Annotated in this window: 12 protein-coding genes; 8 read left to right on the top strand and 4 right to left on the bottom strand. The window is 66.3% G+C overall.

Features of this window, described 5'->3' with window-relative positions; genetic code table 11:
• Positions 1–46 precede the first annotated feature (46 nt).
• On the top strand, positions 47–985 hold the full coding sequence (locus ABY44_RS27110) for a PLP-dependent cysteine synthase family protein (RefSeq protein ID WP_060174493.1): 939 nt from the start codon (positions 47–49) through the stop codon (positions 983–985).
• 637 nt (positions 986–1,622) lie between these two features.
• On the opposite strand, the gene ABY44_RS27105 is transcribed toward ABY44_RS27110, so the two are convergent.
• The gene (locus ABY44_RS27105) at positions 1,623–1,820 is read right to left on the bottom strand and encodes a hypothetical protein (protein WP_155638007.1); all 198 of its coding nucleotides are present in this window, start codon (positions 1,818–1,820) and stop codon (positions 1,623–1,625) included.
• 124 nt (positions 1,821–1,944) lie between these two features.
• Here ABY44_RS27105 and ABY44_RS27100 point away from each other — a divergent pair, with 124 nt between their 5' ends.
• The 5 genes from ABY44_RS27100 to ABY44_RS27080 all read left to right on the top strand — a co-directional run bounded on the left by ABY44_RS27100 (position 1,945) and on the right by ABY44_RS27080 (position 8,639).
• On the top strand, positions 1,945–2,544 hold the full coding sequence (locus ABY44_RS27100; RefSeq protein WP_060174492.1) for a LysE family translocator: 600 nt from the start codon (positions 1,945–1,947) through the stop codon (positions 2,542–2,544).
• Between the two features lie 497 nt (positions 2,545–3,041).
• Positions 3,042–4,658 carry a tryptophan halogenase family protein gene (locus tag ABY44_RS27095; RefSeq protein WP_060174491.1) on the top strand — a complete coding sequence of 539 codons (1,617 nt, stop codon included), beginning with the start codon at positions 3,042–3,044 and terminating at the stop codon, positions 4,656–4,658.
• Positions 4,658–5,743 (top strand): monodechloroaminopyrrolnitrin synthase PrnB family protein, encoded by a 1,086-nt coding sequence (locus ABY44_RS27090; RefSeq protein ID WP_060084748.1) that lies wholly within the window; start codon positions 4,658–4,660, stop codon positions 5,741–5,743. The genes ABY44_RS27095 and ABY44_RS27090 overlap by 1 nt, the downstream gene beginning before the upstream one ends.
• A 58-nt stretch (positions 5,744–5,801) precedes the next feature.
• Positions 5,802–7,502 (top strand): NAD(P)/FAD-dependent oxidoreductase, encoded by a 1,701-nt coding sequence (locus ABY44_RS27085; RefSeq protein WP_060174490.1) that lies wholly within the window; start codon positions 5,802–5,804, stop codon positions 7,500–7,502.
• Between the two features lie 24 nt (positions 7,503–7,526).
• The gene (locus tag ABY44_RS27080) at positions 7,527–8,639 is read left to right on the top strand and encodes a Rieske 2Fe-2S domain-containing protein (RefSeq protein ID WP_027792879.1); all 1,113 of its coding nucleotides are present in this window, start codon (positions 7,527–7,529) and stop codon (positions 8,637–8,639) included.
• Between the two features lie 274 nt (positions 8,640–8,913).
• Here ABY44_RS27080 and ABY44_RS27075 read toward each other — a convergent pair whose 3' ends face one another.
• Positions 8,914–9,171 (bottom strand): DUF4148 domain-containing protein, encoded by a 258-nt coding sequence (locus ABY44_RS27075; protein WP_027792878.1) that lies wholly within the window; start codon positions 9,169–9,171, stop codon positions 8,914–8,916.
• Positions 9,172–9,370: 199 nt separating this feature from the next.
• Here ABY44_RS27075 and ABY44_RS27070 point away from each other — a divergent pair, with 199 nt between their 5' ends.
• Both ABY44_RS27070 and ABY44_RS27065 read left to right on the top strand, forming a co-directional pair.
• Positions 9,371–10,048, top strand: a complete 678-nt coding sequence (locus ABY44_RS27070; protein ID WP_021160488.1) for a heavy metal response regulator transcription factor — start codon at positions 9,371–9,373, stop codon at positions 10,046–10,048.
• Entirely contained in the window at positions 10,045–11,544 is a 1,500-nt protein-coding gene (locus ABY44_RS27065) for a heavy metal sensor histidine kinase (RefSeq protein ID WP_060174489.1), read from the top strand. The genes ABY44_RS27070 and ABY44_RS27065 overlap by 4 nt, the downstream gene beginning before the upstream one ends.
• Here ABY44_RS27065 and ABY44_RS27060 read toward each other — a convergent pair.
• Positions 11,525–13,066 (bottom strand): efflux transporter outer membrane subunit, encoded by a 1,542-nt coding sequence (locus ABY44_RS27060; RefSeq protein WP_431642725.1) that lies wholly within the window; start codon positions 13,064–13,066, stop codon positions 11,525–11,527. The two genes, ABY44_RS27065 and ABY44_RS27060, sit on opposite strands and share 20 nt — an antisense overlap.
• 30 nt (positions 13,067–13,096) lie before the next feature.
• Positions 13,097–14,258: efflux RND transporter periplasmic adaptor subunit (locus ABY44_RS27055; RefSeq protein ID WP_431642712.1), on the bottom strand; the 1,162-nt coding region annotated here is incomplete at its 5' end.

Raw genomic sequence — 14,258 nt, 5'->3', positions numbered from 1 at the left:
CCCCACGCACTTGCGTTTCACTTGCCTGCTTACTTCAGAGGTCACCATGAAATCGACTCCCGGCAACATCCTCGACACGATCGGCAACACGTCACTCGTCCCGTTGCGAAACGTTGTCCCGAAGAACGGCGCACGCCTTTTCGTCAAGCTCGAAAGCCAGAATCCAACCGGCAGCATGAAAGATCGGATCGCGCTCGAAATGATCGAAGCTCCCGAGCGGGATGGGCGTCTGAAGCCCGGCGGCGCAGTGGTCGAATACACCGGCGGCAGCACAGGTGTGTCGCTGGCGCTGGTGTGTGCCGTCAAGCGGCATCCGCTGCATCTGGTTTCATCGGATGCGTTCTCGAAGGAAAAGCTGGATCACATGCGCCTGCTGGGCGCGAAGCTGACGCTCGTCGCCAGCGACAACGGCAAGCAAACCGAGAAGCTGACGAAGGACATGATTCGCGAAGCGCATCGAATTGCCGGCGAGACGAGCGCATACATCACGGCGCAGATGGAAAACACCGATCAGCTCAACGCCTATACGAAGATGGCCGACGAGATCTGGGAGCAGACCGGCGGCCGCCTCGACGGCTTCGTCCAGAGCGTCGGCACGGCTGCGTCGCTGCGCGGGATTTCGCGGCGCTTGCGCGAACACGATGCACGCATTCGGATCGCCGGTGTGGAGCCGGCCGAATCCGCGGTACTGTCGGGCGGCCCTACCGGCGCGCACAAGATCGACGGGATCGGCGCGGGTTATGTCGTGCCGCTTTGGCGCGACGGGATTGCTGACGAGCTCGAGCGTGTCTCCACGGAGGAGGCGAGAGCCATGGCGTTCCGACTGGCCGCCGAAGAGGGGTTGTTTTGCGGTACGTCGACCGGAGCCAACGTAACTGGCGCATTGCGACTCGCCGAACGGCTTGGCCCGGACGCCACGATCGTGACGATCATGTGCGACACCGGCATGAAGTACCTGAAGTCGTTCGCGCCAACGACGGGCTGACGGCCATTCGTCGTAGCCGCATCGTTTTGCACCGAGACCGGTTTCGTCTGGCGCAGCAGGTGAGCGGCGATCAACGCGACCGGCACGGCGCCGACGATCCAATGGCGGGCATGGCGCCGTGCGGGCGGGAAGGCCTCGGGTTCACTCACGTCCGCCTCACGCACGGATGATGCATCGCTCTACTGGATGACATGAAAGGATTCCTGATAATAAAGCGGTGGAGCGAATGAAAAGGGACGGCGTCTGCGACGCGGCCGTCCACCGTTGATCGACGATCGACCGGTGCCGTATCGGGATGCGCGTGCGTGTGCGACGGTGGACAGTCGTTACGGTTGGTCGGCAGCGGTGTGTCGGCTTCGGCATCGATCGGTTGCTGGCGGACTTCGGCGCGCGTGAGCGACGCCGGCGTGGATGGTGCGAAAGTCTGCGTGCCGAACGGCAGGGTCGGTGCCTGTTATGAACCAATAGAGATCCAGCCATTGGCGGATTTGACCCATGACATATTCAGGGTGACGCGCAGGTGACGTTTGTTTCACCGCGCGGTTCTTGTCTGGGCTATTGGAACCATTTTGATCATCGTGACCCGATTAAGCGATTAAGAACACGTAATTGAATCAATCACGCGGAAAGTTGCGCTTTACTTTTCAGCATGAAAAATGTGTGATTGAGTAACATTGGTTGCGTCTATTTTTAATATCGGGCTGGCATTTTCAGGCGCAGCATAATTCGGATCGGCGACGTACAATTCGCTGCGAAACGGTAATGCCGTGAAAAATGCGCCATTTCCCCAAAGCTCCTCGAACCCGGCTGGTTTTCTCTTGATCGCCGTTGGCATGGTTGCCGGGCACCGCTGGCGCCTGTTGCGAACGCCGACAGCGGCCCGAATGCAGAATGACCCACAACCGATACGACAGCTCGCCTCGACGCATGGCGACCGTCATCGACACCAAGGAAGCAAGATGCCGACATTCCAGGTGATGTTGAAGATGGCACTCTACGTTTCGCTGGTCCTGGCCACGCCAGGCCCGACAAATACCTTGTTGCTGTCCTCGGGAATCAAGGTCGGCTTCCGGCAATCGTCGCGACTCCTGGTGGCGGAGGCATCGGGCTACGGCTTCGCGATATCACTGTGGGGCTTCTTCCTGGCGACCTTCGCGGCCACGCGGCCCTGGCTTTACGATGTGCTGAAGCTGGGGAGTTCGGCCTACATCTTCTATCTCGCCCTGCAGCTATGGAAAAGCCCGCATCTTGACGGCATCCGGTCGGGCACCATCGGCTTTCGCGACATGTTCGTCGCGACGACCATGAACCCGAAGGCGTTGTTGTTCGCCACGGCGATCTTTCCCCCGCAGGCTTTCGTATCGGTTCCGTTCTATCTCTGCTCGATCGCGGTCTTTACGGCGCTTGCCGTGACGATCGGTTCGATATGGCTTGTCGTCGGCGGCGTCCTGACGGCGCGCCGGTCGCTGGCCACCCATACCGGAACGCTGCTTCGCGGCGCGTCGGTCGTGCTGGCGATGTTCGCGGGCACGCTGGCGTTTTCCGTACTCAATCGCTAAGGCCTGTCGGGCAGCACCCCTCTCGTCGCCGCGAGCAGGTCAAGTTCGCCGAAATGCGCAAGGGTCGACATCATTGTTTCGCAAATGGTGCCGACCTTATTCGTTTCCCGTTAATTGGGTAGTTCATTTATCGTTTTTATACAATAAACGGGTGTGTTGGATAAAAATGAAATGTTGATTTTTAGAAATGTAAATGCTCATCCATAAAATATCTCGCCGATATTTTATGGATTGAATATTTCTCTGGAGCAATGAAAATTGATATGAAATTTTACGAGGTATGCCGTCGTGAACGCTGTTAAGGTGTATCGGACGGGTTACGCGAACGGTATGGAAAACTTCGGGGGGGCTGAAGTTTCATGTGCATTCGATGCGTTAATGGAAATTTCCGCATCGGCAAGCCAATCCATTCATGACGCGTTACCGGACGATTTACGAGTTCAGCTCGATCAGGCGGCACCATCCCTTCAGGTTTCAAATCCTATGAGAACCGTGTCATGAGCAACCCGATCAAGAATATCGTCATCGTGGGCGGCGGCACCGCGGGCTGGATGGCCGCTTCGTACCTCGTCCGGGCGCTCCAGCAGCACACGAGCATTACGCTCGTCGAGTCCGCGGCGATCCCCCGGATCGGCGTGGGCGAGGCGACCATCCCGAGTCTGCAGAAGGTGTTCTTCGACTTCCTCGGGATACCGGAGCGGGAGTGGATGCCCCAGGTGAACGGCGCGTTCAAGGCCGCCATCAAGTTCGTGAACTGGAGGAAGTCCCCCGAGCGCTCGCGCGACGATCATTTCTACCACTTGTTCGGCACCGTGCCGAACTGCGACGGCGTACCGCTTACCCACTACTGGATGCGCAAGCGCGAACAGGGCTTCCAGCAGCCGATGGAGTACGCGTGCTACCCGCAGCCCGGGGCGCTCGACGCCAAGCTCGCACCGTGCCTGTCCGACGGCACCCGCCAGATGTCCCACGCGTGGCACTTCGATGCGCACCTGGTAGCCGACTTCCTGAAGCGCTGGGCCATCGAGCGCGGGGTGAAACAGGTGATCGACGAGGTCGAGCAGGTTCACCTGAACGAACGCGGCTACATCGCCAGCCTGTCCACCAAGGAAGGGCGCACGCTGGAGGCGGACCTGTTCATCGACTGCTCCGGCATGCGGGGGCTGCTGATCAACCAGGCGCTGAAAGAGCCCTTCATCGACATGTCCGACTACCTGCTGTGCGACAGCGCGGTCGCCAGCGCCGTGCCGAACGCCGATGCGCGCGTGGGAGTCGAGCCGTACACCTCGGCGATCGCCATGAATTCGGGGTGGACCTGGAAGATTCCGATGCTGGGCCGGTTCGGCAGCGGCTACGTCTTCTCGAGCAAGTTCACGTCGCGCGACCAGGCCACCGCCGACTTCCTCAACCTCTGGGGCCTGTCGGACAAGCAGCCGCTCAACCAGATCAAGTTCCGGGTCGGGCGCAACGGGCGGGCGTGGGTCAACAACTGCGTCGCGATCGGGCTCTCGTCGTGCTTCCTGGAGCCGCTGGAATCGACGGGAATCTACTTCATCTATGCGGCGCTTTACCAGCTCGTGAAGCACTTCCCCGATACCTCGTTCGACCCGCGGCTGGCGGACGCATTCAACGCCGAGATCGTCCACATGTTCGACGACTGCCGGGATTTCGTCCAGGCGCACTATTTCACCTCGTCGCGCGACGACACGCCGTTCTGGCTCGCGAACCGGCACGACCTGCGCCTCTCGGACGCCATCAAGGAAAAGGTTCAGCGCTACAAGGCAGGATTGCCGCTGACCACCACGTCGTTCGACGATTCGACGTACTACGAAACGTTCGACTACGAATTCAGGAACTTCTGGTTGAACGGAAACTACTACTGCATCTTTGCGGGCTTGGGGCTACTGCCCGACCGGTCGCTGCCGCTCTTGCAGCACCGGCCGGAGTCGATCGACAAGGCCGAGGCGATGTTCGCCCGCATCCGGCGCGAGGCCGAGCGTCTGCGGACGAGCCTGCCGACGAACTACGACTACCTGCGGTCGCTGCGCGACGGCGGCGCGGGGCTGTCTCGCAGCCAGCCCGGGTCGACGCTCGCGGCGCCGGAAATCCTGTAGTGGAGCGCACCCTGGACCGCGCATGCGCATTCGCGGCGACGCACGCCGCGGTGGCGGCTTGCGATCCGCTGCGGGCGCGGGCACTCGTTCTGCAACTGCCGGGCCTGAACCGTCAGAAGGACGTGCCCGGCATCGTCGGCCTGTTGCGCGAGTTCCTCCCGGTGCGCGGCGTGCCCGCCGGCTGGGGCTTCGTCGAAGCCGCCGCAGCGATGCGGGACATCGGGTTCTTCCTGGGCTCGCTCAAGCGGCACGGCCACGAGCCCGTGGACGCGGTGCCCGGGCTCGAGCCGGTGCTGCTCGACCTGGCGCGCGTGACCGGCCTGCCGCCGCGCGAGACGCTCCTGCACGTGACGGTCTGGAACCCCGCGGCGGCCGACGCGCAGCGGAGCTACACCGGGCTGCGCGACGAAGCGCACCTGCTCGAGAGCGTGCGCATCTCGATGGCGGCGCTCGAGGCGGCCATCGGGATGACCGTCGAACTGTACGACGTTCCCCTGCGGTCGCCGTCGTTCGCCGAAGGGTGCGACGAGCTGGCGGACTATCTCCACAAGATGGTCGAATCGATCGTTTACGCCTACCGCTATATCTCGGTGCAGGTCTTCTACGACGAGCTTCGCCCGTACTACGAACCGATTCGGGTCGGGGGCCGGAGCTACCTCGGCCCCGGTGCGGTGGAAATGCCGCTCTTCGTGCTGGAGCACGTGCTGTGGGGGTCGCAATCCGACCACCCGGGTTATCGGGAATTCAAGGAGACGTACCTGCCCTACGTGCTTCCCGCGTTCGGGGCGATCTACGCGCGGTTCGCCGGGGCGCCGTCGCTCGTCGACCGCGTGCTCGACGAGGTGCAGGCGACCGGCGCGCGGAGTGAGCCCGTCGTGGCCGGGCTGGCCGCCCTCGACCGGGTCTTCGAGATCCTGCTGCGCTTCCGCGCGCCGCACGTCAAATTGGCGGAGCGGGCGTACGAGGTCGGGCGAAGCGGCCCGACGATCGGCAGCGGAGGGTACGCGCCCAGCATGCTCGGCGATCTGCTCACGCTCACGCGTGCCGTGCGGTCCCGCCTTCGCGCCGCGCTCGACGAGCCCTGACACCCGACGCCCGACGCGTGCGGCCATGTGTTCCATCTCACAAGGAGAGTGTGCCCTCATGACTCAAAAGAGCCCCGCGAACGGGCGCGACAGCAACCACTTCGACGTGATCATCCTCGGGTCGGGCATGTCCGGCACCCAGATGGGGGCGATCCTGGCCAACCAGCAGTTTCGCGTACTGATCATCGAGGAGTCGTCGCACCCGCGCTTCACGATCGGCGAATCGTCGATCCCCGAGACGTCCCTGATGAATCGCATCATCGCCGATCGCTACGGCATTCCGGAGCTCGACCGCATCACGTCGTTCTACGCGACGCAGCGTTACGTCGCGTCGAGCACGGGCATCAAGCGCAACTTCGGCTTCGTGTTCCACAAGCCCGGCCAGGAGCACGATCCGAAGGAATTCACGCAGTGCGTGATTCCCGAACTGCCGTGGGGCCCGGAGAGCCACTATTACCGCCAGGACGTCGACGCCTACCTGTTGCAGGCCGCGATCAAATACGGCTGCACGGTGCGCCAGAAGACGAACGTGACCGAATACCACGCCGACAAGGACGGCGTCGCGGTGACCACCGCCCAGGGCGAACGGTTCACCGGCCGGTACATGATCGATTGCGGCGGGCCGCGCGCGCCGCTCGCGACCAAGTTCAAGCTCCGCGAAGAGCCGTGCCGCTTCAAGACGCACTCGCGCAGCATTTACACGCACATGCTCGGGGTCAAGCCGTTCGACGACATCTTCAAGGTCAAGGGGCAGCGCTGGCGCTGGCACGAGGGAACCCTGCATCACATGTTCGCGGGCGGCTGGCTCTGGGTGATTCCGTTCAACAACCACCCGCGATCGACCAACAACCTGGTGAGCGTCGGCCTGCAGCTCGACCCGCGTGTCTACCCGAAAACGGACATCTCCGCGCAGCAGGAATTCGACGAGTTCCTCGCGCGGTTCCCGAGCATCGCGGCGCAGTTCCGGGACGCCGTGCCGGTGCGCGACTGGGTCAAGACCGACCGCCTGCAATTCTCGTCGAGCGCCTGCGTCGGCGACCGCTACTGCCTGATGCTGCATGCGAACGGGTTCATCGACCCGCTCTTTTCCCGGGGGCTCGAGAACACCGCGGTGACCATCCATGCGCTCGCGGCGCGCCTCATCAAGGCGCTGCGCGACGACGACTTCTCCCCCGAGCGCTTCGAGTACATCGAGCGCCTGCAACAGAAGCTCCTGGACCACAACGACGACTTTGTGAGTTGCTGCTACACGGCGTTCTCGGACTTCCGCCTGTGGGATGCGTTCCACCGGCTGTGGGCGGTCGGCACGATCCTCGGGCAGTTCCGGCTCGTGCAGGCCCATGCGAGATTCCGCGCGTCGCGTGACGAGCGCGACCTCGATCACCTCGACAACGACCCTCCGTACCTCGGATACCTGTGCGCAGACATGGAGGGGTACTACCAGTTGTTCAACGACGCCAAAGCCGAGGTCGAGGCCGTGAGCGCCGGGCGCAAGGAGGCCGGGGAGGCCGCGGCGCGGATTCACGCCCTCATCGACGAACGCGAGTTCGCCAGGCCGATGTTCGGCTTCGGGTACTGCATCACCGGGGCCAGGCCGCAACTCAACAACTCGAAGTACAGCCTGGTGCCGGCGATGAAGCTGATGCACTGGACGCAAACCAGCGCGCCGGCAGAGGTGAAACGGTACTTCGACTACAACCCGATGTTCGCGCTGCTCAAGGCGTACATCACGACCCGCATCGGCCTGGCGCTGAAGTAGCCGACCGACACCGCCAGGAAAACGATGAACGACGTTCAATTCGATCAAGCGGTCGCCACTGAGCAAGCCCCGGGGGTGTACGACGCGACCACGCGCGTGGCCGCGAGCTGGTACGTCGCGATGCGCTCGGACGACCTCAAGGACAAGCCGACGGAGTTGACGCTCTTCGGCCGTCCGTGCGTGGCGTGGCGCGGTGCGACGGGGCGGGCGGTGGTGATGGACCGCCACTGCTCGCACCTCGGCGCGAACCTGGCCGACGGGCGGGTCACGGACGGGTGCATCCAGTGCCCGTTTCACCACTGGCGGTACGACGAGCAGGGCCGGTGCGTTCACATCCCCGGGCACAGCCAGGTGGTGCGACAGCTGGAGCCCGTTCCGCGCGGCGCGCGTCAGCCGACGTGGGTCACCGCGGAGCGGTACGGCTACGTGTGGGTCTGGTACGGCTCCCCGCAGCCGCTGCACCCGCTGCCCGAAATCGCCGCGGCCGACGTCGACAACGGCGACTTCATGCACCTGCACTTCGCGTTCGAGACGACGACGGCGGTCTTGCGGATCGTCGAGAACTTCTACGACGCGCAGCACGCGACCCCCGTGCACGCGCTCCCGATCTCGGCCTTCGAACTCAAGCTGTTCGACGACTGGCGGCCGTGGCCGGAGGTCGAGCCGCTGGCCCGGGCGGGCGCGTGGTTCGGTGCCGGGATCGACTTCACCGTGAACCGGTACTTCGGGCCCCTCGGCATGCTGTCGCGCGCGCTCGGCCTGAACATGTCGCAGATGAACCTGCACTTCGACGGCTACCCCGGCGGGTGCGTGATGACCGTCGCGCTGGACGGAGACTTCAAATACAAGCTGCTCCAGTGCGTCACGCCGGTGAGCGACGGCAAAAACGTCATGCACATGCTCATCTCGATCAAGAAGGTGGGCGGCGTCTTGCGCCGCGCGACCGACTACGTGCTGTTCGGGTTGCAGACCCGACAGGCCGCGGGGTACGACGTCAGGATCTGGAACGGGATGAAGCCGGACGGCGGCGGCGCGTACAGCAGGTACGACAAGCTCGTGCTCAAGTACCGCGCGTTCTACCGGGGCTGGGTCGACCGCGTGGCCGAGACGGGCGCTCGACCGCACCGCCGCGAGTGAGCGGCGAGGCGTGAGGCGGCGGCCGGGAGCCGGCCAATGAGCAGGATCGCGCCGGAAAGGCATGCGGCCGGCATGCCCGGGCCGAGCACGGCCCGTTTTTTCGCAATCATCGTTTCACGTCGTCGGACGGGCGGGCGGCCGTCGGGCCGGTGCGCTCGAGCGCTTGAGCGACAAGGATTTCGCGGGCCCGGCTGCGGGCGCCGCGAAATCCGCCGACAGGCGCCGGGTCGGCGCGCGATCCGGCTGCCCACCGGCTGCCGAACAGATGCGGAGATCAAGAGCCGGCCGATGCCGTCGCGACCGGCGCCGCATCGGGATGCGCGCGCGCGTAAAGCTGGCGATTGCGCGCGATCTGCGCCTGCGACGGCGGGTAGTCGTTCCGGTCCGTCGGCAGCAGGCCGCCGGCTTCGGCATTGATCAGCTGCTGGTAGATTTCGGCGCGCGTGAGCGGCGCCTGCGTGGACTGGGCGAAGGCCTGTGTACCGAACGGCAGGCTCAGCGCGGCAACGACAAAGGCAGTGAAGAGTTTCATGGCGATTCCCTGGTGGTTGAACGAACGGGCGAGTGGGGCGGCCCCACGTATCCCATTCTGGTTGCCGCGGCAGTCACGACGCTGACCCGCCGATTACAGTTTTGTAATCCGCCCGTTTCGCGCTTGCACGATGCGGCTCGCGCGCCGCGTTTCCCGGTAACATCGGCGCATGTCACCACCCCATGCGACGGAGCCGACCATGCGCATCCTGATAGTCGAAGACGAACCGAAGACCGGCGCGTACCTGAAGAAAGGGCTCGAGGAATCCGGCTTCAGCGTCGATCTCGCGAAGGATGGCGGCGAGGGCCTGACACTCGCGCAGGAGGAAAGCTACGACGTGATCGTGCTCGACGTGATGCTGCCCGTGCTCGACGGCTGGAGTGTGCTCAAGCGGCTGCGCGACACGCACGCGACGCCCGTGCTGTTCCTGACCGCGCGCGATGACGTGCAGGATCGCGTGCACGGCCTCGAACTCGGCGCCGACGACTACCTCGTGAAGCCGTTCGCATTCGTCGAGCTGCTTGCGCGGATCCGCACGCTCGCACGGCGCGGGCCGCCGCGCGAGACGGAACGCATCGCGGTGGGCGACCTGGAGATCGACGTCGTGCGCCGCCGCGTGAAGCGCGGCACCGTGCGGATCGACCTGACGCCGCGCGAATTCTCGCTGCTGCAACTGCTCGCGCGCCGGCAGGGCGAGGTGCTGAGTCGCACGCAGATCGCGTCGTATGTGTGGGACATGAATTTCGACAGCGACACCAATGTCGTCGAAGTCGCGATCCGGCGGCTGCGCGCGAAGATCGACGACGATTTCGCGGTCAAGCTGATCCATACGGTGCGCGGCGTCGGCTACGTGCTCGAACCGAAGGACGCCGCATGACGCTCGGCCGCTCGATCGGCGCGACGCTCGCGCTCGCGTTCGGCGCGACCATGCTCGCCGTCTTCGCGCTTGTCGGCACCTATGTGTATACGGCCCTCGAGCGGCAGGTGAGCACGCAGGACGACCTCGATATCGTGCTCGCCGCGCGGCACACGCGCCGGCTGGCGGGCGAGCTCGATTCGCTCGACGCGGTGCGCACGCATGCGGACCGGCTGACGAGCCAGGTGCTCGGCAACGCGGCGCTGTCGATCGCCGTCGTCGACGGGCAGGGCAACGTGCTCGCGCGCCACAACGTCGAGCGTACCGGGTTCGAGGACTCGCCCGAGCCGGCGGCAGCCACATCGACGCCCACCTCGCCCACCTCGCCCGCGCTGCCGGCATTGCCCGACGCCGCGCTGTTCCCGCCGCACGCGACGCCGGTGCCCGCGAACGAACGGATCACCACCGACCGGATCGCGACCTGGACGGCCGCCGGCGGCGTGTCCGTGCGCGGCGTCGTCAGCGACGCGCAGTTGCGCGACCACTCGACGATCCGGATCGCGATCGCGCGCAACATGAGCGATCGCGCCGCGATGCTCGACGGCTACCGTGACCGGCTGAAGATCGCCGGCGGCCTGGGCGCGCTGTTCGCGATGCTGCTCAGCTACTGGCTGATCCGCACATCGCTCGCGCCGCTGCGCGAGATCGTCGCGAACACGGGCAGGATCACCGTCGACAAGCTCGATACGCGGCTCGACGCGTCGCGTGCGCCGCGCGAGCTGACGGCGCTCGTCGACGCGCAGAATGCGATGCTCGGCCGCCTGCAGCAGGCGTTCGGACACCTGTCGCAATTCAGCGCGGATCTCGCGCACGACCTGCGTACGCCGCTGAACAACATGCGCGGCGCGACCGAGGTGGCGCTCGCGCGACCGCGTTCGCCCGACGAGTACCAGGCGCTGCTCGAATCGAATCTCGAGGAATACGACCGTCTCGCGCGGATGATCGAGAACGTGCTGTTTCTCGCGCGCGCCGAGCATCCGGGTTTCGTCACGCGGCAGCGTGCGTTCGACGTGCATGACGAACTGGAGCGTATCGCCGGCTATTTCGAAGGGCTGGCCGACGAAGCGGGATCGACGCTGCGCGTCGACGGGCACGGGCAACTGACCGCCGATCTCGAACTGTTCCGCCGCGCGGTCAGCAACCTGCTGGCCAACGCGCTGCGCTATACGCCGGCGGGCGGCGTCATCACGCTGCGTGTCGACGAAACGGCGGATGCGGTGCGCGTCGTCGTCGCGAACCCGGGCGAGCCGATCGATCCCGCGCTGCTGCCGCGCATCTTCGAGCGTTTCGTGCGCGGCGACCCCGCGCGCAGCGGCGGCGTGCCGGGCGGCACGGCCGGGCTCGGCCTCGCGATCGTGCGCTCGGTGATGGAATTGCACGGCGGCACCGCACGCGTCGAAAGCGACGCGGCCGGCACGCGCTTCATACTCACGTTCGTCAGGACGCCGACGGCGTAGCGGCCGCGTGCGCGGCGGCCGTTGCGTGCGCATCCATATCCGTATCCTTGTTCCAGCCGCCGCCGAGCGCCGTCAGCAGCGCGACCGCCGCCTCCATCCGGCGCGCGGCGATCTGGTCGGCCAGGCGCCGGTTCGACAGCGCGATCGTCTGCGCGGTCACGACGTCGAGATAGCTGACCGCACCGGCGTTGAAGCGGTTGGTCGTCAGCTTCAGCGACAGGTCGGCCGCGTCGGTCGCGCGCTGCTGGCTGTTCGCTTCCGATGCGAGCGCATCGAGCGCGGAAAGCTGATCCTCGACCTGCTGGAACGCGGCCAGCACGGTCTGCCGGTAATCGGCGACCACGCCGTCGTACTGCGCATGCGCGGCGTGCAGCGACGCGCTGCGGCGCCCGCCGTCGAACAGCGTGCCGGCGAGCTGCGAGCCGAGCGACCAGAACAGGCTCGGCGCGGTGAGCCACGGCGCGAAGAACGAACTTTCGAGCCCCGCGCTCGCCGACAGCACCAGATCGGGAAAGAACGCGGCGCGCGCCTCGCCGATCTGCGCGTTCGCGGCCGCGACGCGCCGCTCGGCCGCCGCGATGTCGGGCCGCCGCTCGAGCAGTTGCGACGGCACGCCGGCCGGGATCGCCGGCACGTCGAATGCCTGCACGCGCGGCGGCAGCGTGAAGGTCGACGCGCTTTCGCCGACCAGCGTCGCGAGCGCATGCTGAAGTTGCGCGCGCGACGCGTCGATGTCGGTGTCCTGCGTCTGCGTCGATTCGAGCTGCGTCTCGGCTTGCGCGACGGCCGACGCGTCGATCGCGCCGTCCGCGAGTTGCTGCTTCAGCAGCTTCAGTGCATCGGCATACGCGCGCACCGTTTCGTCGAGCAGTTGCTTCTGCGTGTCGAGCGAGCGCAGCGCGAAATAGTCGGTCGCGAGCTCGGCCGTGACGGACAGCCTCACGGCCTGCAGGTCGGCCGCGCTCGCGTCGGCATTCGCCTGCGCGCCCGTCACGGCGTCGCGCACGCGGCCGAACAGGTCGGGTTCCCAGCTCGCGGCGACGCCGGCCTGGTAGTCGGGCGTCGTCTTGCCGGCGAGCGACGAGCCGAGCTTGTTCTGCGACAAGCGCGAGCGGCTTTGCGCGACGCCGGCCGTGACGGTCGGCAGGAACCCCGCACGCTGGTAGCCGACCATCGCGCGCGCCTGCTGGAGATCGGCGACGGCTTTCTTCACGGTCTGGTTCGAGATGTCGACGCGGGCTTCGAGCGCGTTCAGTGCGGCGTCGTCGAAGACGGTCCACCACGGGCCGCGCGACGCGGCATCGGCGGGCGTGGCGACGTTCCAGCCGGGTTGGGAGACGGGGGCGGCCGAAGCCGGTACGCCCGAAGCCGGTATGCCCGTAGCCGGTACGCCCGCATAGTGCGCAGGCACCGCGACGGCGGGGGGCGAGTAGGCGGGTAGCGTCGAGCATGCGGTCAACGCGGCGGCGATGCCGAGCGCGACGACGCGGCGCGCGAACGGGAGCGGATGAAAGAGGCACATGGTGGAGATCTCTCGGGTTGTCATGAACGGTCAGCTGCGGGCCTTCGTCGACGTCGCAACCGGCGTCGACGCGGGCGCCGCGACGGCGGCCGGTGCTGCCGCGGCCGCTACCGCGTGAGGCGCCGCCGGCACACCGGTAGCCGAGCCGGCCCGCGCAGCCGCCTGCGCCGCGCCGGGCTCGACCGCCACGATCTTCACGGTCTCGCCGTCGGCGATCGAATCGCCCGGGTTGTCGATCACCCGATCGGTCGCGGCCAGCCCCGCGACGATCTCGACGTGCGTGCCGAAATCGCGGCCGATTTGCACGGTCTTCAGCGCGGTGGTGCCGTTCGCGGCGACGGTCGCGACCGTCACGCCGTTGGGCCGGAACAGCAGCGCGCTGACCGGCAGCTCGAACGCGGGCGCCGCACTCGCGACGAGCAGGTGCGCCTGCGCATACGCGCCCGGCATCAGCGCGCCGTCGTGGTTGTCGACGTCGATCTCGACCCGCAGCGTGCGCGTCACGGGATCGATCGCGCCCGCGCTGCGCGCCACGCGCGCGGCGAAGCGCCGGCCCGGATACTGCTGCGTGGTCAGGTACACGGGCGTGCCGGCCGACACGCCGGCCGCGCTGTCCTGCGGGACGTCGACGAAGACGCGCAGCGTGTCGGTCTGCTCGAGGTGGAACAGCTCGCCCGACAGCCCCGGGCTGCCCGGCGTGCCGCCCGCCGTGACGAGCGTGCCGACGTCGACGTTGCGCGCGGTGATGACGCCGTCGAACGGCGCCGTCACCGATTCGTACGACACGAGTTCGTTCAGATGGGCGGCATTCGCCTGCGCGGAGGCGAGCATCGCGCGCTTCGCGTTCATGTCGGCGACCTTCGTGTCGGTGTCCTGCTGCGATACCGACTGCGTCTTCAGCATCTCCTGCCAGCGCTGCGCGGTCGATTTCGCGTAGTCGTAGTTCGCCTGCGCGGTCGACGTGTCGGCGTGCGCCTGGCGCAACTGCGCGTCGAGGTCGGGCGCCGTGATCTGCGCGAGCGTCTGCCCGGCTTTCACGTGCGTGCCGATATCCGCGCTCCAGTGCGCGATATAACCGCTCGTGCGCGCATAGATCGACGCTTCCGCGTACGGCATCACCGCACCCGGCAGCGTGAGCGTCTGGTCGGCCGGCGCGGCGCCGGGCCGGATCACGGACACCGGCAGCGCCTGC

Origin of the sequence: Burkholderia sp. ZZQ-2, assembly GCF_050768715.1 — a bacterium.
Classification (GTDB): domain Bacteria; phylum Pseudomonadota; class Gammaproteobacteria; order Burkholderiales; family Burkholderiaceae; genus Burkholderia; species Burkholderia cepacia.
This window is presented reverse-complemented; position numbering and strand designations above follow the sequence as displayed.